The following is a 21,518-nucleotide window of genomic DNA, read 5'->3' as shown; positions in this document are numbered from 1 at the left end:
TTCCGCTTCGGTGCCTTGGTCGAGATTGGTCGCAGGGGAAGCTGCGTGCCGCGCAGCCTGGCTGCACGAGTTTCCTCACGGATTGCCCGAATGCCGAACCAGATCGCCACCGCGGCTCCAATGACCAGAGCGATGACCCACCAGTAGTTCACAACCACCGCCACGAAGGCGAGGAGCAGCAGAAGTCCGCACCCGCCTGCGCCGCCACCACCACCGCCGGTGGATGCCAGGAGGACTCCTGTGAGGTCCTCGCCACGATGACGTCTTGTCATGGCGCAAAGGATCCCCCCACCCACTGACAATTCACGGGCCCACTGGACCGGCTGCGTCGAGGCCACTGATCCCTGGAGAAAATCATCCTCGGCTGGACCGCTATCGGATTCTCGGCCCTCTGAACCGCGACCTACATGTTCCTCATGGTCACAGGGATGATGAGCGACAGCAGCTACTCGTACTGACGCACGACGGCGACGCTCACCACGCGAGGTGAGCGTCGCCGTCGTACGTCTGTTCAGGCCGGGAAGTCCCTACTAGCGACCACGTTCTCCCATGCCGCCATTTGTCCCGGCAGACATGACTCCCCGGGAGGAGCGGCTGGACATCACCGACCACTGCGACTGGGCGGACAGCAGCGATGCTGTGCTCAACCACGATCCCACGGAGAACAGCGACAGGGCTGACCCTACCGACCCGACCGACAGGGCCGAGCCGACGGACCCGACGGACAGCACCGAACCCACCGAGCCGATCGACAGCAGCGAGTCCCGCGACCACAGGGAGAGCCTCGACCCCGAGGACTTGCGACGCCTCGAAGGTGTGGATTGTTTGGCCATGAAGCCATCTTGCCCGGCAGCGGCGGGTTGAACCTGAATCACGCCAAGGCCTCCCGAAGATGCTTGCCGTACGGCACGCTAGGGTGCGAAGCCCCGGGCCAACGCGAGCTCGGGCGCGCTGGCGACGGCGGTGACCTTCGAAAGACAAGGGGTTCGCAATGGATGTCCTGGGGATCGGTTGGGCGGGCACCCGCACGGAGCGGCACGACGAGACCGCCGCGTTCTTCCGCGACGTGCTCCAGCTGCCCGTCAGGCGCGCCGAGCCTGACTTCACCGTCTTCGGGCTGCCGGACGGCGGGGCGCTGGAGATCTTCGGCCTGTCCAGCCGCTTCAACCCCCATATGACCCACCCCGTGGTCGGATTCCTCGTGGCCGATCTGGACCAGGCGCACGCCGAGCTCGTTGGCGCAGGGGTTGAGATCGTCCTCCCGATCCAACGCAGCCCGGAGGGCGCGTGGCTGCATTTCCGGGCGCCCGACGGCTTCGTCTACGAGCTCAACGAGAAGCCGGATGGGCGGCACGCCTGATGCGCCTCGCGAAGCGATCGATGCGAGGCTGGGGTAATTCGGCCTGACCACGTCGACCCACGACGACGGCGACGCCCACCACGCGTGGTGACTGTCGCCGTCGTCCGCCTGTTCAAGCCCGAGCACCCCGCCGTGGATCAACTGTGCGAGGCCGTGCCCAGGACCACGAGTTCGCTCCTGCCGAAAACGAGTACAGGGTGGCCGAAATTGAGTAGAAGCGGGTATCGCGGGGAGCCGTGCTTGCCTGAGAGTATCTCCGCAAAGCCCGGGGATTGCCGTGGGGGCGCAGTCATTATGAGCGAGAAGAGGTCGGTTATGCATGACAAACCGTTCTCACCGCAGGGCAAGGCCCGCGTGGCCGTGGTCGCGCCATGAAGCGCGCAGTCTGGGCCCTCGGACTGGTTCTGGCGCTGACCGGGTGCACGGCCGAAGGAGCCCTCCTGACGCCGACCCCGAGCGACGGGGCAACCGCAGCCGACTCGTTTGAGTTCGCCGCCGTCGGGGACATGAACCCGTCAGAGAACACGTCCGCGACGTCCGCGAGCGGCAAGAACGCAGAGAGCATCATCGCTGGTCTGAACGACGGAACGCTGGACAACTTCCTGGCCCTTGGCGACTTCCAGTACGACAAGGGCACCTGTTCGGCGCTCGAGGCCTGGGACACGCTGTGGGGTGCCGCGAAGGCCAAGACCTTCTGGACCGCAGGGCCGAACCACGACGTTCAGCCGGGCAGGAACGACGACCTGGACCGCTTCATGGACGGCCAGTGCGTCAACACCGTCAAGAGCGCGACCAGCACCTACCTCGGCCGCTTCCAGGACGCACTCGAATGGTATTCGTTCGAGAAGGGCAACTGGCACTTCCTCGTGGCGCCCACGGCGACATGGCGCTACGACCCCAACCGGGCGTATGCGATGACCGCCGAGATGGACGCCGATCTCACGGCGGCCAGGGCTGCCGGCAAGCATCTGGCCGTGATCTACCACGACCCGTACTTCACGTCCGACACGTCGAGCCATAAGCGCTTCTCGGAGGCGAAGCCGTGGATCGACGTGTTCTGGGCCAATCGGGTCAAGCTGCTGCTCTCCGGCTCACAGCACAACTATGAGCGGACCTGCCCGGTCGACAACGCCGACCAGTGCGTGCCCGACGGGATGCAGCAGTTCCAGGTGTCCACGGGTGGCATCGGGCTCCGGCCGTTCAAGTCCGACCCCGCCTATGTGCAGAAGAAGTTCAGCGACACCTGGGGCCACCTCCGAATGAGCCTGAAGGCCGACGGATCGTACACCTGGCAATTCGTGCCGGTGTCGGGCGGGATGCAGGCGGACTCGGGGAGCAGGAACTAAGCCCCAGACTGATGGCAAGTCGACGGCGGTCGTCGCCTCACCCCAGGGACCGAGCCGCCGTTTGCACGACGGCGTGCCGACCGCCGTCGTGCGCTCCCTGCCCAAACCCCACCCGAACCTTGCCCCTCCCGGCCCAACTGGGTAAAGGATGGAACATGAGCGAGGACACGGAGATGGTCCAGCGGGGCATCGGCATCCTGACCGCGGCCCTGTCATGGGAGCCCGAGGACCCCGCGGCGACCGCGATGTTCAAGGAGTCGCTGAGGACGCTGGCCAGGATGGACGACGTCGTCTCGGTGTCCTTCACCGGCGGCTCCCCCGAGCAGGCCGCAGTGCTCCGCGAGGTCCTGCCCCAGGTGGTCCGGCAGGTCATCGAGGCCCTCGCGCCGGACTACACGCGCCTGGTCCTCGGCATGACGATCGGCTTCAAGAGCGTCGCCGATGCCTACCGCAGGGACGTCCCGGGCGCCAACGTCGAGTCGATCCTCCAGGCCGCGTCACTGAACCTCGCGGGGGACGACGAGGACGACGACGAGGACGACGAATAGGTAGATCGCCTCCGAGCCCGTAGACTGGAACGACGGCCGACCGCCGGAAGAGCGGTCGCCCTGAGGCCCCGCACAGGGGCCGGCACAGAGTACCTGCAGTTTTCCCCCCAGGTTTTTCTGCCCTGAACGGCAGAGGCATCAGCGGCAGAACAGGCAGCACGGCCCCACCGGCCGCCCGACCGCGAGCACCAGGCGAGTCGCCTCCCGCATCAGCCGCCGCCGAAAACGCAGACTCCCAGCGCATTCTGCGCGCTTCCAGCAATTCCCCTCACCACAGCTGTCCCGTGCCGCGTTCAGCGGCGCAGAACAACGGCCCCGAGAATCGGGACCAATCATCACCAAAGGAAAAAACCCATGGCCACTGGCACCGTTAAATGGTTCAACTCCGAGAAGGGCTTCGGCTTCATCGCCCCCGAGGACGGCTCTGCTGACGTCTTCGCCCACTACAGCGCGATCGCCTCGAGCGGCTACCGCTCGCTCGAAGAGGGCCAGAAGGTCGAGTTCGACGCCGAGCGTGGGCCCAAGGGCCCCCAGGCCTCGAACATCCGCCCGCTCTGAGCGAACTTACCGGGAGGCGGGGTCGCGGCGAGCGACCCTGCCTCCCGGCCCCTCTCATCCCCGACGAGCGCGATCCTGAGCGCCTGACCAGAAAGAAGGTGCTCCGATCGCCACAGCATTAAGCCCCGCCCTCCCCCGCACCCCTCCCCGCGCAGGCCACGCGGGCACGGAGACGTTCCCTCCCTTGACCCAGGCCTACCTGCAGGTCGCCCAGTCCGTCCGCGAAGCCGGGCTGCTGCGCCGCACGCCCTGGTTCTACGCGCTCGTCGGCGTCGGCCTCATCGCCCTCCTCGCCGGCCTGCTGACCGGGTCGATCCTCCTGGGCGACACGTGGTTCCAGCTGCTGATCGCTGCCGGACTGGGGATCCTCTTCACCCAAGTGGCGTTCCTGGCCCACGAGGCGGCGCACCGGCAGATCCTCTCCACCGGCCCGCGGAACGACAGGCTCGCGAGGTTCCTCGGCGCCGTCGTCGGCATGAGCTACTCGTGGTGGGACTCCAAGCACAGCCGCCACCACGCGAACCCCAACCGGGTGGGGCGCGACCCCGACATCGAGGTCGACACCATCTCCTTCATCGAGGAGGACGCCGCCACGGCCCGGGGCCTCCGCGGCGCCATCACCCGCCGCCAGGGCTGGCTGTTCTTCCCGCTGCTGACCCTCGAGGGCCTCAACCTCCACTTCCTGAGCGTCCGGCACCTGGTCTCCCGCGGCCCGGTCAAGGGCCGCTGGACGGAGATCGGCCTGATCGCCCTGCGCTTCGCCCTCGTCCTGGTGCCGCTCTTCTGGCTCCTGCCGCTCGGCATGGCCTTCGCGTTCCTCGGCGTGCAGCTGGCCGTGTTCGGCCTCTACATGGGCGCCACCTTCGCCCCCAACCACAAGGGCATGCCCGTGATCGCACGGGACGCGAGGCTCGACTTCTTCTCCAAGCAGGTCCGCACCTCCCGGAACATCTCCGGCGGATGGTGGGCCACCTGGCTCATGGGCGGCCTGAACTACCAGGTCGAGCACCATCTCTTCCCGAGCATGCCCCGTCCGCACCTGGCCAAGGCGCGCCGGATCGTCCGGGAGCAGTGCCGCAGCCTGGACGTCCCCTACAGCGAGACGGGCCTGTGGCGCTCCTACGGGATCGTCATCTCCTACCTCAACCGGGTCGGGCTCGCCGCCCGGGACCCCTTCGAGTGCCCCATCACCGCCCGGTACCGGTGAGCGAGAGGCCCCCGCCCATGCATCGAGTAGGCCGCACGTATCGCGGTGCCGAACCGCATGCAGGGGGCCTTCCTGCCCGCCTCCCGGCCGATCTGATGGGCGTACTCTGAGTTATGGTCACCAACTACGTCCGCGGCGCCTCCGTCACCTGCTCCGCCTCCCAAGAGGACATCCGGGACATGCTCATCGCCTCGGGGGCCCACGGCCTGCGGTTCGTCTCGGTGCACGGGAACGCGGGGATCACCTTCAGCTCGGCGGATCGCCGGTTCCGCCTGGTCCTGCCGCTGCCCGCGCCGGACCCCCAGAGCCCAGACCCGAACCGTAGTCCCCTGCGGCCGGAGAGCTCCGCCTCGGAGATCAAGGCCGCGCAGGACGCCGCACGCCACCACTGGCGGCAGCTGTCGCTGCTGATCCGGGCCAAGCTCGATGCCGTCGACGCCGGGATCGTCACGTTCGACGAGGAGTTCCTGGCCTACGTGGTCATGCCCAGCGGGGGCACCGTCTTCCAGGCCTCCGCCCGCGGAATCGCGGCGGCCTACGCCAAGGCCCCGAAGGAGTCCACCCATGAATGAACTCGAGGCCTCGCTGGTCCTCAGGGCCGGGGCTGAGCTGCTCTCCGCCGCCTCCGCCGATCCCCGCGCCGAGGAGGGCTATTCCGTGGTGAAACACAACCTCGCGGCCTCGCTCAACCACATCGCGGAGGCGCTCCGGAACTTCGAGGCGGCCTCGCCGGACCGCAACCGCTCCGCCGGCTGGGCCCGTGACCTCCACCGGGTGGCCGACGACCTCAAGGAGACGTAGCAGCGCCACCGCGGACGACGGCGGGTGCGCACCCGCCGTCGTCCTGTCCCCCTACAATGCGGCTACTCGCAGCCGGCACCGGCACGGTCGCAGCAGAAGCTCTCGTCCGGCAGGGCAAAGGGGAAGTTTACCGCGGGAACCATCGCTCACGTACCGAACTATCACTTTAGTAAATAAATTCTTTACCTCCCCATTCGTTGACAAGATTCCCTGTCAACCGTAGCTTTGGAGGTCCGGCGAACGGTCTCCTCCTCGTTTATTTAGAGGTGCGCCACCAAATGGAAGCACTGCTTCCTCAACATTGGAGGTTCCTCTGTGAAACGATTAGCACCGGTAAGCGCGGCTGCATCTGCAGCCCTCCTTGCAGCATTCTGCTCGGCACCCGCTGCCACTGCTGCCCCTCCAAAGGGACCGGACGACCTGAACATTACATTGCCCGCCGGAGTCGGTTGCGACTTTGAGCTGAATATCCTAGGAACTGGTTCCCAGGTGCAAACTAGGGAATTCCATGACAGGGACGGCAACCTGGTCCGACTTATTTCAGCAGGCAAGGGATACACCCTGACGTATACGAACGTGGACACGGGTGAATCCATCACTTTCAAATCCAACGGGAGCATTTCGAACACGACCTTTGATAAGAATACGGGCGTGGCAACTGTCACCGCTACGGGGCACAACGGGCTGATCCTCTTTCCCAGTGACGTACCGGCAGGACCCTCAACAACGCAGTACACCGGGCAGATTGTCTACACCGTGGACTCCTCTGGGGTCTTTACGCTGCAGAGCACCTCCGGCTCGTCTTTCGACGTCTGTGAAGCGCTGAGTTAGAGGACATGGGGCAGGGGCAGCGCATGAAACATGCAGGCCCCTGCCCCACTAGATCCTTGCGCGTCGTTCCCGCGGAGGGCTGGACAGCGGCGCGCCTGCGGCCAACCATGGCCCCATGGCATACGACCTCGAGCTCGCCGCCCGCATCCGCCAGGCCCTGGCCTCGCGCGAGGGCATCGTCGAGAAGCCCATGTTCGGAGGCCTCTCCTTCCTCGTCGGCGGGAACATGGCCGTCGCCGCGAGCGGCCAGGGCGGGATGCTCCTGCGCGCCGACCCCGCGAAGAGCGACGAGCTGACCTCGCACCCCGGCGTCGAGCGCGCCGTGATGCAGGGCCGGGTCATGGACGGCTGGCTGCGCGTGGACGATAGCGCCATCGCCACCGACGAGGACCTCGCCCGGTGGGTGCGGGCCGGCGTCGACTACGCAGCGTCGCTCCCGCCGAAGAAGCGCTGAGGCAGCAGCGTCGCGCACCGTCGTCCCAGCCACCGTTCCCGGCTATCCTCGGGCTCATTCGGGCATCGGAGCTGGCACGTGGAAGGGGCGAGGACATGCAGACGCAATTCCCTCCGGCGCAAGGGCGGACGCCCCAGGGGCAGCCGCAGCGCAGGCTGAGCAGCGCCATGGCGGCCAACATCGCCGTCCTCTCGCTGCTGACGCTGGTCTCGGTCTTCGTGCTCATGTTCGGCGAGTTCGAGGGCAAGATTGTCCGCACGATCAGCACCCTGCTCGTGTGCGGGCTGTTCACGGCGTTCGCGGCGATGGACGCAGCCCGGGACAAACCGCAGCGCCACATGGTGGCCTCCCAGAGCGGGCAGGTCTACATGCTCTGCCTCTGCCTGATCCTGATCTGGGGATCGCTCGCGGCCCCGCGGGCGCGCGGCCTCTTCGACCCCTTCGACGAACTCCAGCTGTTCCTCTTCACCCTGCTGATCGTCGGCATCGTCAGGGGCGCGGTGTTCCTGGTCCAGAAGGCCTCGGACTGGTTCGCCTCGCCCCACCAGCAGCTCGCCCTCGGAACGAAGGCGACGGCGGCCCTCGTGGCGCTGCTGGCCGTCCTGCTCAGCCTGCCCCTGGGGATCGGATACGCCGTCGAGTTCCCGGACACCTACTGGCGCATCACCGTGGCGCTGATCCTGCTGACCGGGCTCGCCATCTCGATCAGCGTGCTGCTGGCATGGTCGTTCCGGGAGCGCCCGACGGCGCGCGGCAGCCGCGACCCGTCCCGGCCTGTCCCGGGGCAGCCCCCGGCCGCCGCCGGCCCCCAGCCTCAGCCCGCCGCGCCGCTCCCCCCGTTGGCTCCGCCCGTCCCCCAGGCGCGCCTCCAGCACTCGATGCCCCGGCAGGAGTATGCGGCCCCTGTGCTCGGCATCCAGCCGTGGCCCGTGTTCCCCGACGGCCGCCCGATCCCGGCCACGCCCAGCGGGCGCCCCGACTTCGCCGCGCTCCAGTACGTGGTCTCGATGTACGTGGAATCCGAGAGGCAGTGGGGCGGCTCCTAGCCTTCGCGAACCACCTCTGCACCCGTCAGGTGCCGGGAGGCCGGTACTTGATCTCGCTGGCCTTCTTCATGGCCTCCATCGCCTCATCGACGCTCAGCAGCACGGTCGTCTCGAACGAGCTCAGCGCACCGCCCCCGCTGATCGCCACGGCAACCGCCGCCATTGACACGTTGTCCGGGGCCTCCCAGAGGTTGTAGCCGTCATGGGTGCCGAAGGCGTACCAGAACCCGTGCAGCTTCCCGCCCACCGACTCGATGTAGGCCTGCGCCGCCTTCCTGCGGTCTTCGGGGTTGTTGGTCAGCCTCGCCCAGGTCTCGGGCGTGTAGCTGAAGCGTGACAGGTACAGCGGCATCGTCTGGCCTCTTCCGTAGTGCCTGCGGGAAGCGCTCCCTGGGCGTGCCTCATCGTGGACCCGAGGACCCTCCGCCACAAGGGTCCGGATGCAGTTTCAAACCCGCCCCGCCGTGCAATGTCTAGGGGTGATGCACCCCACCAGCCTCCTCGGGCGGCTCTTCGCCGGCGGGTTCGCCGCGCTCAAGGCCTTCCGCCCGGACCGGCCCATCCACCCGAAGGGCGTGCTCCTCGCGGGCACGCTCGCGCTCGACGGCGGCGGCTCCGGCGTCGCCCTCCTCGACTCCCCCGGCACTGTCCCCGTCCGGGCGCGGCTGTCCCGCTCGCTCGGGTTCGGCCCGTCGTGGCCGGACGTCATCGGCCTCGCCGTCCGCCTCGAGACGGGCGACGGCATGGCCGACCTCCTGCTCGCGTCGACCGGCTGGCGCGTCCCCGGCAGGTGGGCGCTGACCATGCACCGCACCGCCGGGGCCGCGCGGCTCACCTCGCTCATGCCCTACCGCGGTGCCAGCGGGGCGGTGATCCTCGGGGCGCGGACCGTGGGCCGGGACCCCGGCGCGCCCGGGCGCTTTCAGGCCGACGCGCGGTGGGATCTGGAGCTCTTCTGGGCGACCCCGCGCGGGGACTGGACCCGGTGCGGCTCCCTGCGCCTGGCCCCAGTGCTCGACGACGCCGGCCGCGTCCAGGACACCCCGCTGCGCTTCGACCCCCTCCTGAACGTCCTCCCCGGGGCCGGCACGTACGGGTGGACGCGCCGGCTCAGGGAACACTCATACCGCCTCGCGCGCTCGTAGCGCGTGCCGCCTACGGCCCCGCGACGAGGACGTCGAAGAAGGCCTCCTCGCAGCCGGGGACGTGGGTTCCGGCATGGACCTTGACGAACTTGCTGATGACCTGGCCCGAATTGCTGAAGCCGAAGGCCTCTGCCACGGGCTTGACCTCCTCGTTCATGATGAAGGCGATGGCGCCGGGACCGTCGTTGACCGCGTGGTCGGAGAGCGCCAGGCCGGCGCAGGACGCGTTGGGGCTGGCGATGTCCGCGGCGGCGGGAACAGCGCTGAGCAGCACGAGCGCGGCCGCGCCGGCAGCCGCGCCCAAGATCTTCTGGGCATGCATAGGAACCTCGAGGGCGATCGGATCGGGATGGACTCCGCGGCGGCCGGGGCGCCTCCCCTGCAGCTCGGGACGACCGCGCCACACGCGCCGGCTCTCTGGGCCGACCACGTGGAACTCCCCAGCGACCGTATTGTGCGCCCGCCCGCCCGGCACCGCAATGGGGCATTGGATGGCCCCACAGCTTCGCCCGGCCAGCGGGCGGTGGCACCATGGAGGCACCCGGCCGACGGCGGGCTGGGCCGCCTCGTGAGCCACCGCTAGGAGGACCATGGACCCCGCACCCCAGCAGCTCGACACCGCAGACCTCGATGCCCGCGTGAAGTCGATGTACGAGCTCGTCGCCAACTTCCCCCACCAGGAGTTCCACTTCGAGACCGGCCGCGCCCTGGCCGAGCGCCTCGGCTACCCCGCCGAGGGCCTGGACCGGGTCCCGCCCGAGGCGGTCGAGTCCTTCGCCGGCGTCGGCTACGTCCTGGACCTCGCGGCGCTCCAGCTGGGCGAGCAGGTGCTCGACCTCGGCAGCGGCTCCGGGATGGACAGCTTCCTCGCCGCGCTCGACGTCGGGCCCTCCGGCTCGGTGATCGGCATCGACATGACCCCGGCCCAGGTCGAGAAGGCCAGGCGGCTCACCGAGGACCTCGAAACCCAGGAGATCGGGACCGTCCAGTTCCGCGAGGGCCGGATCGAGGACCCCGACGTCCCCGACGGCTCGTTCGACTGCGTCATCTCCAACGGCGTCTTCAGCCTCGTCCCCGACAAGGCGCGCGCCTTCGCCGCCGCGGCCGCGGCGCTGCGCCCGGGCGGGCGGCTCGCGATCGCGGACATCGTCTCCGGAGTCCAGCTTCCGGACACCGTCACGTGCGATGCGTCCCTCTGGGCCGCGTGCATCGGCGGCGCGATGCAGCAGGACGCCTTCCTCGCGGCCCTCGAGGCCGCAGGCTTCCGGGCCGAGACGGTCCGCGCCAACGAGGCCTACCGCTTCGTCTCGCCCCGCGCGGTCAAGGCCACCTCGAAGTACGGCGTCACGAGCATCAGCGTCCTCGCGGTGCGGACGTAGGGCGCGCCGGGCAAGAGCGCCAGGCTGGGTGGTACTGCCAGTACTCGGTTCAGCAGTGCTCTGGCTGCGCCCGCGGGCGCGCGGTGGACTGCGGGTGACCCACCACTCGCCGAAGGGACCCCGCCGTGCCCAGTGCCTCCCCGGCCCCCACTGCCACCCTGGCCGCCCCGGCCTCAGCCGCCGAGCGCGCCGTCGGCCGGCCGCTCGCCGTCGTGCTCGGCCTGCTCACCGTCTTCGGGCCCATCTCGATGGACCTCTACCTGCCCGTCCTCCCCGCCCTCACGGCCGAGCTGCGCAGCACGACGTCGGTCGCGCAGCTGACCATCACGGCCTGCCTGCTCGGCCTCGCCATCGGCCAGGTCATCGCCGGGCCTGTCTCGGACCGCCACGGGCGCCGGGGCCCGCTGCTGGTCGGCGTCGCGGCCTACATCGTGACCTCCGCGGCCTGCGCCCTGAGCCCGACCGTCGAGGTGCTCATCGCCGCCCGGTTCGTCCAAGGCCTCGCGGGCGCCGTGGGCATCGTGATCGCCCAGGCAGCCGGCCGCGACCTCTACTCGGGCGCCAAGCTCATCCGCTACTACGGCCGGCTCACGGTCCTCGGCGGGCTCGCCGCGATCGTCGGCCCGGTCATCGGCGGCCAGCTCGCCACCGTGACCGACTTCCGCGGGGTCTTCCTCTTCCTCGCCGCGGTGGGCCTGGGCATCCTCGTGGCCTCCCTCGCCGTCTTCCGCGAGACCCTCCCGGGCGATCGGCGCACCGAGGGCGGGCTCGCGCACGCGCTCGACGGGTTCGGCCGGCCGCTGCGGGACCGGGTGTTCCTCGGCGCGGTGCTCATCACCGGGTTCAGCTACTCCGCGATCTTCGCCTACCTGAGCGGCGCCACCTACATCCTCCAGGGCATGTACGGCCTCTCCCCGCAGGGCTACGCGCTGGCCTTCGGCCTGAACTCCCTGGGGTTCGCGATCTGCGGGTTCGCCGCCGGCCGCGCCGCGGAGCGCTGGTCCGAGAGGGGGACGCTCGCCGTCGGCCTCGCGATATCGCTCGCGGGATCCCTCGGCCTCCTCGCGACGGCCCTGCTCCACCTGCCGCTGGCCGCGATCATGGCGTCCCTGCTCGCGATGGTCGGGGGTGTGGCCGTGGCGAGTCCGCCGGCCACCTCGCTCGCCCTCAGGGACTACCCGGACATGGCCGGGACGGCGTCCTCGCTCCTGGGCCTGTCCCGGTTCGCCTTCGGCGGGATCGCGGCGCCGCTCGTCGGGGTCGCCGGCCCGACCGAACCGGTGCCGTTCGGGGTCGTCGCCGTCGCGTCGACCGTCGCGGCCGCCCTGAGCCTGGCCCTGGTAGGCGGACGACGGCGGGCGGTCACCACCCGGTAAGAGCTGTGCCCGACGGCCTTCGAAGTGCTCGTGACGTCATGCAGGCTTGAACCTTCTGGCCAGCGACTCGCGCAAAGACGCCACATCGACGTCACCGGCGTTCTCCTCGACAAGCATCTTGGCCAGACGTTTGGGCCAGAGCACGTCAACGCCGCGAATCGAGAACGCGCCGCCGATCAAGGGCCAATCGGCTTCGATGAAACACAGCGCCCCAGTCACCAGAAGATCGCCGACGACATCGCGAACGACGTCGACCTGCTTGAGCACCCCATCGACCAGCTTCGTGCAATCACGCTGGCCGACCACGAGCTTCTCGTTGCGCGGGCGAAAGACTCCGCCCTCGACCTTCAGCTCAGGCCGTCCCTTATACCGCTTGGCATCGATCACCCAGATTCCACCGCCGGTGATGGCGATATGGTCGATGTTTGCTCTGGACCCGGGGATGCGGCGGTCGTGAAGGAAAGCGAGGCCATCGGCGGCCAACGCATCTAGACGAGCGCCAAGCCGTTCCTCACCAACCGCACCCCGATCCCAAGACTTGGTGTCATGCCGCTCGTCAGACAATGCGACCGCTAGGCCACCCAATCGACCCCACTTCTCGCGGAGCCTCCGCTCGTCCTTCGCCTTGCGGCGCTCATATTCACGCCGCGCCGACGCCCCAGCGACTCCAGACTCAGCAGGCGTCGATTCATCACCAGTTCGATCTCGGGGGATGTCGCTCATGCGCCCCGCGTCTCCACTTTCCTGTACCCCAGCTCATGGAGGGTTTCGCTCACCTTTTCGGCCATCCCCACATCCGGCAATCCTTGCCTGGCATGATGCAGAGCAAGCTTGTACCCGCTGGGGAGGACTGCGGCAACGATCCACTCAGGACTCGTCCAGCGGAAGGTGGACAGACTCCTGTCGCATTGTGGATCAGGAGCTCCATCCGCTCCGCTAGCTCCATCCCCTGCCGGTTCCATGTCTTGTCCCCTCCCGATCCTGGGGTGCGGGCTCAACGCAAGCATCGACTGATGCTCACCCTAGAGGGACTCTTCCAGCGGTGACCAGATGCCACCGGATGCCGATCTGGCTTGTCCAGATGCGGCTCAATGCAGAAGGGAGAAGGATGACACCCCCCACCGACACTTCAAGTGGCAAAGACCGCTAGACACAGCACTCTCTACCGTTCATGTTGATCGCGTTGGCAGAATCGAATCCTCTGCCGCTCGTTCTGCTTCGAGTCAAGGGGATATGAACTTCCTTGCGCCCGGCGCTGGGCGGACGCATGGTCCATCTGGCGCTAGCGCGCTCACCCGGCGGCCGGCAGCGTGAGCCGCAGCCCGCCGTCGTCCGCCCGCTCCACGGAGACCCCGGTGAGGTTGTCCGCCCAGTAGGTCGGCGCGTACTGCGCCGCGCGCCCGCCGATGCCGAGCACCCGCATCCCCGCGGCGAGCCCGGCCGCGATGCCGGCCTCGGAGTCCTCGAGCACGAGGCACTCCCCGGGCTCGACGCCGAGCGCGGCGGCGGCCTTGAGGAAGCCCTCGGGGTCGGGCTTGGACGCGCTGACCATCTCCGCGGTCACGCGCACGTCCGGGTAGGGCAGGCCGGCGGCGCGCATGCGGCGGCGGGCGAGGTCGTCGTCGGCCGAGGTCACGAGCGCGTGCGGCAGGTCCGTGAGCGCGGCGAGGAACGCCGTCGCGCCCGGGATCGGCACGATGCCGCCGACGTCGGTGCGGGACTCGTCGAGCATGCGCGCCTCGTCGGCGAGGTTCTCCTCCATGGGCCGGTCCGGCAGGAGCAGGGACATGCTCAGCCAGCCCTGCCGGCCGTGGATCACCGGCTCGACGACGTCCCACGGCAGCCCCTGCGTCTCGGCCCACTCCGCCCAGATCCGCTCGACGACGGCGTCGGAGTTCACGAGCGTGCCGTCCATGTCCAGCAGCACGGCACGGGCGGAGATCGAAAGAGCGGCCACGGGTCCTCCTCGCACGGGTACGTCCCCCCACGGTACATGGCATAATCCCGGTAGTGGTCCTATCTGGATCGCACCACATTTCGTCCGTGGACGCAGCGAGGGGGCAGCCGGTGGCAGCGACGAGCCGGACCGACGCGCCGGGCATCGCCCCGGCCATCGCCAACACGAGCGTCCCCAAGCACGAGCAGCTGCGCTCGATCATCCTCAAGCTCGCCAAGGAGGAGCTCGAGCCGGGCGCCCGCCTGCCGAGCGAGCGAACCCTCATGGACGCGTACGGCGTCTCCCGCATCACGGTCCGCGCCGCGATCGGCCGGCTCGTCACGGAGGGCCACCTCGTGCGCGTGCCCGGCAAGGGCACCTTCGTCGCCGACGCGACCATCCAGTCCACCCTCCACCTCGCCTCGTTCACCCAGGAGATGGAGGCGCGCGGGCTCAAGGCGAGCACGGTCGTGCTCACCGCTGAGCGCACGACGGCGCCGGAGGACACCGCGGACGCGCTCGGGATCGCGCGGGGCGCCGAGGCGATCCACCTGCGCCGCCTGCGCCTCGCCGACGGACGCCCGGTGAGCGTCGACGACGCGTGGTACCACCCGGTGCACGCCGACGGGCTGCTCGGGATCGACCTCACGGGCTCGGTCTACAGGGCCCTCGCCTCCGACTTCGGGCACCAGATCGACCGGGCGCGGCAGACCGTCCGGGCCGAGGGCGCCCCGGCGGACATCGGCGTACTGCTCGGCACGGGGACGGGCGCGCCGGTCATGTTCTTCGACCGCACGTCCTTCTCGGGGGAGCTGCCGATCGAGCATGCGCGCTCGTGGTATCGCTCAGACCGGTACGCGCTGAGCATGGAGGTCCGGCTCTAGGCTGGGAACCACCGGCCACTGCCGAGCCGCCTCCTCCCCCGCAATTGTCGAGTCGAGGTCGGTGCGAGACGTCCGCACCGACCTCAACCCGACATTTGCGTTGGGGTGGAGCGGTGGCGGCCCCGGACCCTGCCAGTGGATCGATGACGAGCGTCAGGTCACCTGCTCAGTGCCTCCCAGTGCGCGCTCCGCGAGCCGATCCGCGTCCGCAAGCCCGTAGTCCTCGGCGTAGAGCGCCGCGACGAGCGCCTCAAGCGTGAGCGGGGCCTCGGGCGCCTGCGTGGCCATCACGAGCATCGGGGCGTGGCCGGAGCCGTCCATGCGGGGCACGCGGTAGGCCGAGACCGGGAGCTGCTCGAACCCCATCCGCTGCCAGAACCTGATGCGGGCGAGCCGGACGGCCAGCTCGTCCGGGCCGATGCCGGGCTGCTCGGGGGGCTCCACCTCGAGCACCACCGGCCGCTCGAGCCGCGTCCGCAGCTGCACGCGAGCTGCACGACGCCGTCGTCCGCCCCGCGCGCGAGCAGCTCGCCGAAGTCCTCGCGCTCCCACGGGGGGAAGGACCCCTCGTAGATCTGCCTGGCGCGGTCCAGGTCTTCCGGGGTCAGGTGGGCGAGCGGGATGGGGTTTACGGGAGTCCCTCCGCGGGATAACGCGGCTCGAGGGCGCCCTGCGAGGGGGTGATCCAGATGGCGCCGGCGGCCGAGAGCGTTTCGCGGACGGCGCCGCTCGCCCGCGACCAGCCACCCGACGGCTCGCAGACGTGCGGCTCGAGGCCCTGCATCCGGGTGAAAAGGAACGCGGCGACCAGCCCGACGTCGTTCACGACGCGCTCGAAGAAGCCCGGCCCGTAGTGGAGGTCCGGGTCGTACCTGAACTCGGACTCCTCGAGCAGCTGGGCGCTGCCCTCGGGGTCTCCGAAGAGCTCGCCCACGGGGGCGCGCACTCCCCCATGGCTGACGAACTTGTTCCGCACCTCCTTCATCCTGTAGACGAGCTCGAGCACGCCCGGGTCCAGGAGACGCCGGACGCGCAGTGCGTCCCGGACCCGCTTCGAGAGGATGATCTTGTCCACCAGGACGTTCCTCGCCGCGCCGCTGTCGAGGGCGCGCGACCACGCGAGGTGTTTGATGTGCAGCTCGATGACCTTGAAGAACTCGATGATCGCGCTCTCCGGGGCGCCCACGAGCGCAAGCCCGCGCGAGAGGGTGAAGCACGCCTGGACCTGGTACGGGTCGTTGGCCCGGCGCAGCCGCCGCACCGCCTCGGCGACCTCCGGTGACAGTGCGGGGTCGGCGTACTCCTCGGGCGAACGGCGCATGGAGTAGCCGTCGATGCTTTCCGGCGCACGCTCGATCAGCCCCACCCCCTCGTAGACGCCGAGCAGCGCCAGCGCGATGGACAGCTTCTTGAAGGCGCCCTTCCTGTCGAGCTCCTCCGCGGTGCGCAGGACGACGGCGTGGTCCCCCGCGCCGTTCAGGTCCAGCCCGTACACCGGGTAGGCAAGACCCGGCGGGCGGGGAGGCGCCAGCGGGAAGGTGTACGTGAAGCCCATGGATCCATGATGGTCCTCGCCGGCGTCCGCGGCTCGGGCCGGTGCCGCGGCTCAGGTGCTGGCGAGCCTCGCACAGCATTCGCCGGCGGGCTCGGCCTCGACGCGGTGTTCGTGGTCGCCGCAGCCCTCGAGGATCCCCTGCAGGAGCGCGCCGTTGAGCGCGCACACGACGTCGGGGCACTGGCGCGAGAGCCGGTGGAACGGGCAGCTGCCGAGCCGAATCCCGTCCGCCTCGGCGACGGGCTCGTAGCCGATCGACGCGAGGGCGCCCTCGGGGCTGCCGTGCTCGCCGCCCACGCTCCGCCCGCGCGCGAGGGCCGCTGTGCGGATCGTCTCCTCGATGCGGGCGCCTCCGCCCATCGCGCTCTGGGCGGCCTCGGCCAGGATCGAGCCCGCGAGGTCGTAGCTGCGCGGCGGCACCGAGGCGGACACCTCGTTGACCGCAGCCCAGTACACCTTTGACGGCCGCCCGCTGCCGGGGCCCGTCCGCTCGGGCGGCTTCGAGAAGCCGTGCGCCAGCACGCCGTCGTCCACGAGCCTGTCCAGGTGCGCGGAGGCCGCGGCACGGCTCATGCCCGTCGCCTCCGCCGCCTCATCCCGCGTGACCGGCCTGCCGGCCTCGCGGGCGAAGGCGAACAGGGCGCGACGCCGCTCCTCCCCCAGTGCCGCGATGGCCCGCACTGCCTCGTCTCCTGCCATGAAGCCATGGTACGTCCAAAATCGTGGACTGTTGTTTTAGAGAGGCAGTCGTTCTAAAATCCGAGTTACCAGTTATGGACGGAGGTCGAGATGTCAGCAAACCCAGCCAGCCATCCGGGCGCAGGACGGCTCCATAGGCCGGTCGCCGCCAGGGGGACGGGCCTTCTCGCGGCCGCGCGAGGGACCGAGGCCCAGGCCTACACGCTCCTGCGGACCCTGTACGTCGTGGCGCCGATCCTCTTCGGCCTCGACAAGTTCTTCAACCTGCTCACCTATTGGCCCGACTACCTCGCGCCGCTCGCGACGCAGCTCGTCCCCGTCAGCGGGCAGGCCTTCATGTATGCGGTCGGCGTCGTCGAGATCGTCGCGGGCCTGCTCGTCGCGTGGAAGCCGAAGTGGGGCTCGCTCGTCGTGGCCGCGTGGCTCGCAGGGATCATCGTGAACCTGCTGCTGCTGGGCACGGCCTACGACGTCGCCCTGCGCGACTTCGGCCTCCTGGTGGGCGCGCTCGCGCTCAACCGGCTGGCCAGCGCACGGAAGGGCTGAGGGCCCTCCCCGTCGGGACGAAGGGTGCGCAGGAGTCCTCCTGCGCACTCTCCTCATGCCGGCGGTGCGGGTCAGCTGACCGCCCGCGGGGCCGTCGAGGCGCCCTCCTCAAAGGTGCACTTCACGACGCCTTGGGTCATCGGCTCGCCGCGGCCCTCGAGCTGGTCGACGAGCGACTCGACCCCGCGCCGCCCCAGCTCGACGCCGGGCAGGCGCCAGAGCGTGAGGTGCGGGTCGGTCGAGGCAGCCACGTCCGGCGTCGAGGCGAACAGCACCACGGACAGGTCCTCGGGGATCCGCACGCCGTGCCGGCGCAGCCCGCTCACGAACCCGAAGACCGCGCTGTCGTTCATGAGGATGACGGCGGTCGCGTCCGGCGCCGTCGCGAGCAGCTCCTCGGCGGCGCCCTCGCCCGAGATGGGCGAGTCCTGGCACGAGAGGCGCACGGGCGCGAGGCCGCGCCGGGCCATCTCGGCCGCGAACGTCTCCCGCGCCCGCACGAGCGGGCCGTAGCCGGCCAGGGCGAGCTCGGCGCTGCCGTTGTCGAGCAGGCAGATCTTCCGGTGGCCGAGCCCCTCGAGGTAGCCGATCGCGTCGATGAGCGAGTTCTCGAAGTCGACGTCCACGTAGGGCAGCTGCTCGGGGTGCCGCGTGCGGCCGATGAGCGAGAACGGCATGCTAGAGCCCACGAGCTGCTCGACGCGCGGATCGTCCATCTGGACCTCCATGAGCAGGACGCCGTCGATGAGCCCGTTCGCGATGATCTCCTGCACCTGGTCGGCGTCGTTGCTCACGGGCCACAGCACGAGGCTGTGCCCGAGGTCCTTGGCCGCCTGCGCCGCCGACGTGAAGAACTCGACGGCGCTCTCGTGCAGCCGCCGCTGGAGCGCCGGGTACAGGAGCGCGATGATCCGCGTGCGCTTGCTCGCGAGCGCGCGCCCCAGGGCGTTGCGCCGGTAGCCGAGCTCCCGCATCGCGTCCTCGACCCGCTGGCGCGTCGCGGCGCTGACGGGCTTGGTCTCGTTGATGACGAAGGACACGGTCGCGATGGAGACATCAGCGAGCCGCGCCACGTCCCTCATTGTCGGCATGCGTGTCCCTCCCCAGCAGTCTGCAAGAGCGCCCACGAGGGGCGCGTCGGACCCAGCCTACGGCCTCGTCGCGACCGTGGCGGCCCCTCCAGTAAACCGCTTAACTTTTCCCTTGACAAGCGCCACGCACCACCCGCAGAGTGGTTCACGTCACTCGCGGTTAACCGCTTAAACGAGTGGCCCCCTGCCAGCCCTCCACCCGACAGGAGGACGATGACGTCCCAGCCCACCGACCCCTCAACCGAGGCCAGCCTGAAGCCCTTGCGCGTGGCCCTCATCGGCTACTCCTTCATGGGCTCGATCCACGCCCAGGCCTGGACGACAGCCCCGCGCTTCTTCGACCTCGGCGTCGCCCCGACGCTCGCCGCCGTATGCGGCCGGGACGCCGGCGCCGCCGGGAAGTTCGCCGCCAAGTTCGGCATCCCGCGCGTCGAGACCGACTGGCGCACCCTCGTCGAGGACCCTGAGATCGACGCCGTCGACATCTGCACCCCCGGCAACCTGCACGCTCCCATCGCGATCGCGGCCCTCGAGGCCGGCAAGCACGTGCTGTGCGAGAAGCCGCTCGCGAACTCGGTCGAGGAGGCCGAGCGCATGGCCCTCGCCGCCCAGAACGCGAGGGAACGCGGCGCGCTCGCGATGGTCGGCTTCTCCTACCGGCGGACCCCGGCCCTGGCCTACGCCCGCGAGCTCGTGCGGGAGGGCCGCCTCGGCACGATCCGCCATATCCGCGCCCAGTACCTCCAGGACTGGATCGTGGACGCGGACTTCCCGCTCGTCTGGCGGCTCGAGAAGGACAAGGCCGGCTCGGGCGCGCTCGGCGACATCGGCGCGCACATCCTCGACCTCGCCCAGTACGTGAGCGGCCACCGGATCGCCGGCGTGAGCGCCCTGACCGAGACCTTCGTGAAGTCCCGCCCGCTGCCGGCCGCTTCGAGCGGCCTCCAGGCGAGCGGGGCGCACGACGGCGGACGGGGCGCCGTGACGGTCGACGACGCCGCCATCGTCATCGCCCGCACCGACCAAGGCGCGCTCGCGACGTTCGAGGCGACCCGCTTCGCGACCGGCCGCAAGAACGCGATCCGGCTCGAGCTCAACGGCTCGAAGGGCTCGCTCGCCTTCGACTTCGAGAGCCTCAACGAGCTGTGGCTGTACGACGGCGGCGACCCGGCCCCGTCCGCGGGCTTCCGCCGGATCCTCGTCACCGAGCCAGAGCACCCGTACGCGGGCGCGTGGTGGCCAGCCGGGCACGGACTCGGCTACGACCACTGCTTCGTCCACGAGATCGCCGACTTCGCCCGGGCGATCGCCCGCGGCGAGCAGCCCGAGCCCTCGTTCGAGGACGGCTTGCAGATCCAGCGCCTCCTCGAGGCCGTCGAGGCCAGCGCCGCCGGCCGAGCCGAGTGGCGCGAGGTCCCTTCCGGTGACCCAGTCACCGCCGGCGACCCGGCTGCCGTCGGCGCGTAGCCGCCGTCGTCCGCCACACCCACCGTATCCAGACCACCGATCACACCTGCCCACCCGGCGAAGGAGCCCCCATGAAGAAGAAGACGAGCACGCTGCTGGCCCTCGCGGCCCTCGCGCCCCTGGCCCTCACGGCCTGCGGCGGCGGAGGCCAGGCCACCGCGAGCCAGGACGTCAAGGAGCTGACCGTCCTGGACTACTACAACAACGAGCCGGACAAGTCGCACGTCCAGAAGGCCCTCGACCGGTGCGCGGGCCAGCTCGGCGTGACCCTCAAGCGCGAGACCGTCCCGGGCAAGGACCTCATCCAGAAGGTCCTCCAGCGCTCGTCCTCGCGCACCCTCCCGGACGTGCTCATGCTCGACAACCCGGACGTCAAGGAGATCGCCGCGACCGGCGGCCTCTCCCCGCTGGGCGACTACGGCGTGGACACCTCGGGCTTCGCGCAGGGCATGATCGACGCGGCGACCCTCGACGGGAAGGTCTACGGCCTCGCCCCGACCGCCAACACCCTCGGCCTGTTCTACAACAAGGAAATGCTCGCCGCCGCCGGCGTCGAGCCGCCCAAGACCTGGGACGAGCTCAAGGCCGCCGCCGCGAAGCTCACCACCGGGGACCGCTACGGCCTCGCGTTCTCCGCAATCGCGACCTACGAGGGCGCCTGGCAGTTCCTGCCCTTCATGTGGACCAACGGCGGCGACGAGACGGACCTCAAGGGCGCCAAGGTCGCCGAGGCCCTCGCGTTCACCGACGAGCTCGTGGCCTCCGGCTCGGCGTCCAAGTCGGTGGTGAACTGGAGCCAGGCCGATGTCCGCGACCAGTTCGCCGCCGGCAAGGCCGCGATGATGATCAACGGCCCGTGGCAGATCCCGTCCCTCGCCAAGACCCCCGAGGTGAAGTGGGAGGCCGTGCAGGTCCCGGTCAACGAGGCCGGGCAGACACCGGTCGCCCCGCTCGGCGGCGAGGTCTGGACCGTCCCGCAGACCGGCAGCAAGGCCAAGCAGGCCAAGGCCGCCGAGCTCGTCGAGTGCATCTCGAGCGACGAGAACCAGCTCGCCCTGGCCAAGGAGCGCTTCGTCGTCCCGACGAAGACGGCCCTCGGCACCGAGTACGCGAAGGCCGTGCCGGAGATGGCCGCGTTCACCGAGCAGGTGGCCAACGCCCGCTCGCGCACCGGCAAGCTCGGCAAGGACTGGCCCAAGGCCGCGACCGTCATGTACACGGCGATCCAGCTCTCCCTGACCGACCAGGCCACCCCCGAGGAGGCCTTCGCCCGGGCGTCCGCGGGCTGA

25 protein-coding genes are annotated in these 21,518 nt (G+C 69.8%); 17 read left to right on the top strand and 8 right to left on the bottom strand.

The window, feature by feature from the left end:
- The first annotated feature begins 573 nt into the window (after positions 1 to 573).
- The 10 genes from ACUYMY_RS04945 to ACUYMY_RS04900 all read left to right on the top strand — a co-directional run bounded on the left by ACUYMY_RS04945 (position 574) and on the right by ACUYMY_RS04900 (position 8,151).
- Positions 574 to 864 carry a hypothetical protein gene (locus ACUYMY_RS04945; protein WP_481702510.1) on the top strand — a complete coding sequence of 97 codons (291 nt, stop codon included), beginning with the start codon at positions 574 to 576 and terminating at the stop codon, positions 862 to 864.
- A 127-nt stretch (positions 865 to 991) separates the two neighbouring features.
- On the top strand, positions 992 to 1,360 hold the full coding sequence (locus tag ACUYMY_RS04940) for a VOC family protein (RefSeq protein WP_481702509.1): 369 nt from the start codon (positions 992 to 994) through the stop codon (positions 1,358 to 1,360).
- Positions 1,361 to 1,731: 371 nt separating this feature from the next.
- Complete coding sequence (locus tag ACUYMY_RS04935; protein ID WP_481702508.1) at positions 1,732 to 2,706, top strand: metallophosphoesterase family protein; 975 nt, start codon at positions 1,732 to 1,734, stop codon at positions 2,704 to 2,706.
- Positions 2,707 to 2,861: 155 nt separating this feature from the next.
- The gene (locus ACUYMY_RS04930; protein ID WP_481702507.1) at positions 2,862 to 3,254 is read left to right on the top strand and encodes a hypothetical protein; all 393 of its coding nucleotides are present in this window, start codon (positions 2,862 to 2,864) and stop codon (positions 3,252 to 3,254) included.
- 354 nt (positions 3,255 to 3,608) lie between these two features.
- Entirely contained in the window at positions 3,609 to 3,812 is a 204-nt protein-coding gene (locus ACUYMY_RS04925) for a cold-shock protein (protein ID WP_481702506.1), read from the top strand.
- Positions 3,813 to 3,918: 106 nt separating this feature from the next.
- On the top strand, positions 3,919 to 5,019 hold the full coding sequence (locus ACUYMY_RS04920) for a fatty acid desaturase family protein (RefSeq protein ID WP_481704961.1): 1,101 nt from the start codon (positions 3,919 to 3,921) through the stop codon (positions 5,017 to 5,019).
- A gap of 113 nt (positions 5,020 to 5,132) precedes the next feature.
- Positions 5,133 to 5,591 carry a hypothetical protein gene (locus ACUYMY_RS04915; protein WP_481702505.1) on the top strand — a complete coding sequence of 153 codons (459 nt, stop codon included), beginning with the start codon at positions 5,133 to 5,135 and terminating at the stop codon, positions 5,589 to 5,591.
- Positions 5,584 to 5,820 carry a hypothetical protein gene (locus ACUYMY_RS04910; RefSeq protein ID WP_481702504.1) on the top strand — a complete coding sequence of 79 codons (237 nt, stop codon included), beginning with the start codon at positions 5,584 to 5,586 and terminating at the stop codon, positions 5,818 to 5,820. The genes ACUYMY_RS04915 and ACUYMY_RS04910 overlap by 8 nt, the downstream gene beginning before the upstream one ends.
- A gap of 946 nt (positions 5,821 to 6,766) precedes the next feature.
- Positions 6,767 to 7,105 (top strand): TfoX/Sxy family protein, encoded by a 339-nt coding sequence (locus tag ACUYMY_RS04905; protein ID WP_481702503.1) that lies wholly within the window; start codon positions 6,767 to 6,769, stop codon positions 7,103 to 7,105.
- Positions 7,106 to 7,200: 95 nt separating this feature from the next.
- Entirely contained in the window at positions 7,201 to 8,151 is a 951-nt protein-coding gene (locus tag ACUYMY_RS04900) for a hypothetical protein (protein WP_481702502.1), read from the top strand.
- A gap of 25 nt (positions 8,152 to 8,176) precedes the next feature.
- On the opposite strand, the gene ACUYMY_RS04895 is transcribed toward ACUYMY_RS04900, so the two are convergent.
- Complete coding sequence (locus ACUYMY_RS04895; RefSeq protein WP_481702501.1) at positions 8,177 to 8,503, bottom strand: GYD domain-containing protein; 327 nt, start codon at positions 8,501 to 8,503, stop codon at positions 8,177 to 8,179.
- A gap of 130 nt (positions 8,504 to 8,633) precedes the next feature.
- Here ACUYMY_RS04895 and ACUYMY_RS04890 point away from each other — a divergent pair, with 130 nt between their 5' ends.
- Entirely contained in the window at positions 8,634 to 9,296 is a 663-nt protein-coding gene (locus tag ACUYMY_RS04890; RefSeq protein ID WP_481702500.1) for a hypothetical protein, read from the top strand.
- A 10-nt stretch (positions 9,297 to 9,306) separates the two neighbouring features.
- Here ACUYMY_RS04890 and ACUYMY_RS04885 read toward each other — a convergent pair whose 3' ends face one another.
- Positions 9,307 to 9,618, bottom strand: a complete 312-nt coding sequence (locus tag ACUYMY_RS04885) for a hypothetical protein (protein WP_481702499.1) — start codon at positions 9,616 to 9,618, stop codon at positions 9,307 to 9,309.
- A 268-nt stretch (positions 9,619 to 9,886) separates the two neighbouring features.
- Between ACUYMY_RS04885 and ACUYMY_RS04880 the strand changes: the two genes are divergently transcribed.
- Together ACUYMY_RS04880 and ACUYMY_RS04875 are read left to right on the top strand one after the other, a co-directional pair.
- Entirely contained in the window at positions 9,887 to 10,675 is a 789-nt protein-coding gene (locus ACUYMY_RS04880; protein ID WP_481702498.1) for a methyltransferase domain-containing protein, read from the top strand.
- Positions 10,676 to 10,800: 125 nt separating this feature from the next.
- Positions 10,801 to 12,051, top strand: a complete 1,251-nt coding sequence (locus tag ACUYMY_RS04875; RefSeq protein ID WP_481702497.1) for a multidrug effflux MFS transporter — start codon at positions 10,801 to 10,803, stop codon at positions 12,049 to 12,051.
- A 36-nt stretch (positions 12,052 to 12,087) separates the two neighbouring features.
- Here ACUYMY_RS04875 and ACUYMY_RS04870 read toward each other — a convergent pair whose 3' ends face one another.
- Both ACUYMY_RS04870 and ACUYMY_RS04865 read right to left on the bottom strand, forming a co-directional pair.
- Positions 12,088 to 12,774 (bottom strand): nuclease-related domain-containing protein, encoded by a 687-nt coding sequence (locus tag ACUYMY_RS04870; RefSeq protein WP_481702496.1) that lies wholly within the window; start codon positions 12,772 to 12,774, stop codon positions 12,088 to 12,090.
- Positions 12,775 to 13,342: 568 nt separating this feature from the next.
- Positions 13,343 to 14,008 (bottom strand): HAD-IA family hydrolase, encoded by a 666-nt coding sequence (locus ACUYMY_RS04865; RefSeq protein ID WP_481702495.1) that lies wholly within the window; start codon positions 14,006 to 14,008, stop codon positions 13,343 to 13,345.
- A gap of 86 nt (positions 14,009 to 14,094) precedes the next feature.
- Between ACUYMY_RS04865 and ACUYMY_RS04860 the strand changes: the two genes are divergently transcribed.
- Positions 14,095 to 14,871 carry a GntR family transcriptional regulator gene (locus ACUYMY_RS04860; protein ID WP_481702494.1) on the top strand — a complete coding sequence of 259 codons (777 nt, stop codon included), beginning with the start codon at positions 14,095 to 14,097 and terminating at the stop codon, positions 14,869 to 14,871.
- A gap of 153 nt (positions 14,872 to 15,024) precedes the next feature.
- Here ACUYMY_RS04860 and ACUYMY_RS04855 read toward each other — a convergent pair whose 3' ends face one another.
- From ACUYMY_RS04855 to ACUYMY_RS04845, 3 genes are all read right to left on the bottom strand, one after another.
- Complete coding sequence (locus tag ACUYMY_RS04855) at positions 15,025 to 15,357, bottom strand: hypothetical protein (protein ID WP_481702493.1); 333 nt, start codon at positions 15,355 to 15,357, stop codon at positions 15,025 to 15,027.
- A gap of 142 nt (positions 15,358 to 15,499) precedes the next feature.
- Positions 15,500 to 16,426, bottom strand: coding sequence for a hypothetical protein (locus tag ACUYMY_RS04850; RefSeq protein WP_481702492.1), 927 nt, complete (start codon positions 16,424 to 16,426; stop codon positions 15,500 to 15,502).
- 51 nt (positions 16,427 to 16,477) lie between these two features.
- Positions 16,478 to 17,125 (bottom strand): helix-turn-helix transcriptional regulator, encoded by a 648-nt coding sequence (locus ACUYMY_RS04845; RefSeq protein ID WP_481702491.1) that lies wholly within the window; start codon positions 17,123 to 17,125, stop codon positions 16,478 to 16,480.
- Between the two features lie 90 nt (positions 17,126 to 17,215).
- Between ACUYMY_RS04845 and ACUYMY_RS04840 the strand changes: the two genes are divergently transcribed.
- Positions 17,216 to 17,671 carry a hypothetical protein gene (locus ACUYMY_RS04840; protein ID WP_481702490.1) on the top strand — a complete coding sequence of 152 codons (456 nt, stop codon included), beginning with the start codon at positions 17,216 to 17,218 and terminating at the stop codon, positions 17,669 to 17,671.
- A gap of 71 nt (positions 17,672 to 17,742) precedes the next feature.
- Here ACUYMY_RS04840 and ACUYMY_RS04835 read toward each other — a convergent pair whose 3' ends face one another.
- Positions 17,743 to 18,762 carry a LacI family DNA-binding transcriptional regulator gene (locus ACUYMY_RS04835; protein ID WP_481702489.1) on the bottom strand — a complete coding sequence of 340 codons (1,020 nt, stop codon included), beginning with the start codon at positions 18,760 to 18,762 and terminating at the stop codon, positions 17,743 to 17,745.
- Positions 18,763 to 18,975: 213 nt separating this feature from the next.
- Between ACUYMY_RS04835 and ACUYMY_RS04830 the strand changes: the two genes are divergently transcribed.
- Positions 18,976 to 20,229, top strand: coding sequence for a Gfo/Idh/MocA family protein (locus ACUYMY_RS04830; protein WP_481702488.1), 1,254 nt, complete (start codon positions 18,976 to 18,978; stop codon positions 20,227 to 20,229).
- 71 nt (positions 20,230 to 20,300) lie between these two features.
- A complete protein-coding gene (locus ACUYMY_RS04825) occupies positions 20,301 to 21,518 on the top strand; it encodes a sugar ABC transporter substrate-binding protein (RefSeq protein WP_481702487.1) in 1,218 nt (405 codons plus the stop codon).

Source organism: Sinomonas sp. T428B (assembly GCF_056780155.1).
The sequence above is the reverse complement of the archived record's forward strand: the minus strand, read 5'-3'. Positions and strand labels throughout refer to the sequence as shown.

Coding starts and splice junctions, on each gene's coding strand:
- ACUYMY_RS04885 (WP_481702499.1), bottom strand. CDS start 9,618: ATGCATGCCCAGAAGATCTTGGGCGCGGCTGCCGGCGCGGCCGCGCTC.
- ACUYMY_RS04940 (WP_481702509.1), top strand. CDS start 992: ATGGATGTCCTGGGGATCGGTTGGGCGGGCACCCGCACGGAGCGGCAC.
- ACUYMY_RS04840 (WP_481702490.1), top strand. CDS start 17,216: ATGTCAGCAAACCCAGCCAGCCATCCGGGCGCAGGACGGCTCCATAGG.
- ACUYMY_RS04825 (WP_481702487.1), top strand. CDS start 20,301: ATGAAGAAGAAGACGAGCACGCTGCTGGCCCTCGCGGCCCTCGCGCCC.
- ACUYMY_RS04835 (WP_481702489.1), bottom strand. CDS start 18,762: ATGCCGACAATGAGGGACGTGGCGCGGCTCGCTGATGTCTCCATCGCG.
- ACUYMY_RS04830 (WP_481702488.1), top strand. CDS start 18,976: ATGACGTCCCAGCCCACCGACCCCTCAACCGAGGCCAGCCTGAAGCCC.
- ACUYMY_RS04880 (WP_481702498.1), top strand. CDS start 9,887: ATGGACCCCGCACCCCAGCAGCTCGACACCGCAGACCTCGATGCCCGC.
- ACUYMY_RS04850 (WP_481702492.1), bottom strand. CDS start 16,426: ATGGGCTTCACGTACACCTTCCCGCTGGCGCCTCCCCGCCCGCCGGGT.
- ACUYMY_RS04925 (WP_481702506.1), top strand. CDS start 3,609: ATGGCCACTGGCACCGTTAAATGGTTCAACTCCGAGAAGGGCTTCGGC.
- ACUYMY_RS04930 (WP_481702507.1), top strand. CDS start 2,862: ATGAGCGAGGACACGGAGATGGTCCAGCGGGGCATCGGCATCCTGACC.
- ACUYMY_RS04905 (WP_481702503.1), top strand. CDS start 6,767: ATGGCATACGACCTCGAGCTCGCCGCCCGCATCCGCCAGGCCCTGGCC.
- ACUYMY_RS04945 (WP_481702510.1), top strand. CDS start 574: ATGACTCCCCGGGAGGAGCGGCTGGACATCACCGACCACTGCGACTGG.
- ACUYMY_RS04900 (WP_481702502.1), top strand. CDS start 7,201: ATGCAGACGCAATTCCCTCCGGCGCAAGGGCGGACGCCCCAGGGGCAG.
- ACUYMY_RS04910 (WP_481702504.1), top strand. CDS start 5,584: ATGAATGAACTCGAGGCCTCGCTGGTCCTCAGGGCCGGGGCTGAGCTG.
- ACUYMY_RS04870 (WP_481702496.1), bottom strand. CDS start 12,774: ATGAGCGACATCCCCCGAGATCGAACTGGTGATGAATCGACGCCTGCT.
- ACUYMY_RS04890 (WP_481702500.1), top strand. CDS start 8,634: ATGCACCCCACCAGCCTCCTCGGGCGGCTCTTCGCCGGCGGGTTCGCC.
- ACUYMY_RS04895 (WP_481702501.1), bottom strand. CDS start 8,503: ATGCCGCTGTACCTGTCACGCTTCAGCTACACGCCCGAGACCTGGGCG.
- ACUYMY_RS04915 (WP_481702505.1), top strand. CDS start 5,133: ATGGTCACCAACTACGTCCGCGGCGCCTCCGTCACCTGCTCCGCCTCC.
- ACUYMY_RS04845 (WP_481702491.1), bottom strand. CDS start 17,125: ATGGCAGGAGACGAGGCAGTGCGGGCCATCGCGGCACTGGGGGAGGAG.
- ACUYMY_RS04935 (WP_481702508.1), top strand. CDS start 1,732: ATGAAGCGCGCAGTCTGGGCCCTCGGACTGGTTCTGGCGCTGACCGGG.